Origin of the sequence: Psychroflexus halocasei (assembly GCF_900107595.1) — a bacterium.
Lineage (GTDB): Bacteria > Bacteroidota > Bacteroidia > Flavobacteriales > Flavobacteriaceae > Psychroflexus > Psychroflexus halocasei.
On sequence record NZ_FNQF01000042.1, the window covers coordinates 1 to 1,135 of the forward strand.

Annotated in this window: 1 protein-coding gene; it reads right to left on the bottom strand. The window is 35.9% G+C overall.

Going from position 1 to position 1,135, the window contains the following annotated elements; translation table 11 throughout:
* Positions 1 to 1,104, bottom strand: a complete 1,104-nt coding sequence (locus BLV84_RS12410) for an IS4 family transposase (protein ID WP_093246194.1) — start codon at positions 1,102 to 1,104, stop codon at positions 1 to 3.
* Between the last annotated feature and the right edge of the window lie 31 nt (positions 1,105 to 1,135).

The window sequence follows — 1,135 nt, forward strand, 5'->3', positions numbered from 1 at the left end:
TTAAGTACACGACAAAAATTGAATTAGATTAAGGTCATATTTATTAGTTCCTGATAACAAGCATTTTGAGATATAGTCTAATCCATATCTGAAGACTGATATAGCTCTTCTTCCGTGTTTTTTGATTCTTATTGGTTTTATTTGAGTATCAATAAAGTCTCCAATTTTATAACACCACACAAATGCTATCATCACGAGCATGATTAACTTTTCCAGTCTTTCAGGGTGTGTAACGTGAGTATCTTCAAGATTGAACCCGCTGGTTTTAAGAGCCCTGAACAAGCTCTCTATCTGCCATCTTTTAGTATAATACTCTAGTGCCTCATCTGGTTTGTTGAATGATACTATAATGCAAAAGTCAACTTTTCCATCTTTAATGGATTTTGTGCCTGATAAGTAACAATATTCCCCGTGCATCCTGACTATTTTAGGATAGTGCCTTATCTGCCCAGCTTTCAAGCTATGAAATAAATGCTGTGCTGTAATTTCCTTTTGCCGTCTTGGGCAGTAAATTTTAAAGTTATTACGTATTCGAATGAAGTAACGTATATTCTTTGAATTAAGGAAATTAAGCCATTGCTCACCCACAAACTCCCTATCTGCCAACAAACAATCGATACAGTCCTTGCCAAAGCAGTCAATGAAGCCTTGTACCAATGCAATACGCTCAGGAGTATTGGAATTCCCCCTTTTGTCCAGCATTTTGAACATTATTGGAAAAGCTACATTTTTATAACTGATCCCCAACATAAGGATATTTATGTTTTTATCCCCGAACTTCCAGTTGGTCCTATCCATAGAGAGCACCAGTTTATCTTTCTCTGGAAGAAGGCAAAAAATAAACTTGGCTACCCAGATCATAGATAGATCGGCAAGTGCCATAAAGCGTTGAATGCGTCTGTAACTGCTTGAAGCATCTACAGATGTATCAAATCCAGCAGATAACTTTACAAAATTGACAGACTTAACTTTGCATAGAGCGTCAATAAACAAACAGATAAGACGGATCCTGGCCAAGTTGAGATGTCCTTTGAAATGAGCTTTGAATAGTGCTAATAATTGAGTATCTTTAATACCTGTACTGGAGTTCTTTTTTAAAGTCATTACTTGAAGAATAATGCTTTAATATACTGAA

Bases quoted from the DNA above. Each gene is read 5' to 3' on its own strand.
- BLV84_RS12410 (WP_093246194.1), bottom strand. From the start codon at position 1,104: ATGACTTTAAAAAAGAACTCCAGTACAGGTATTAAAGATACTCAATTA.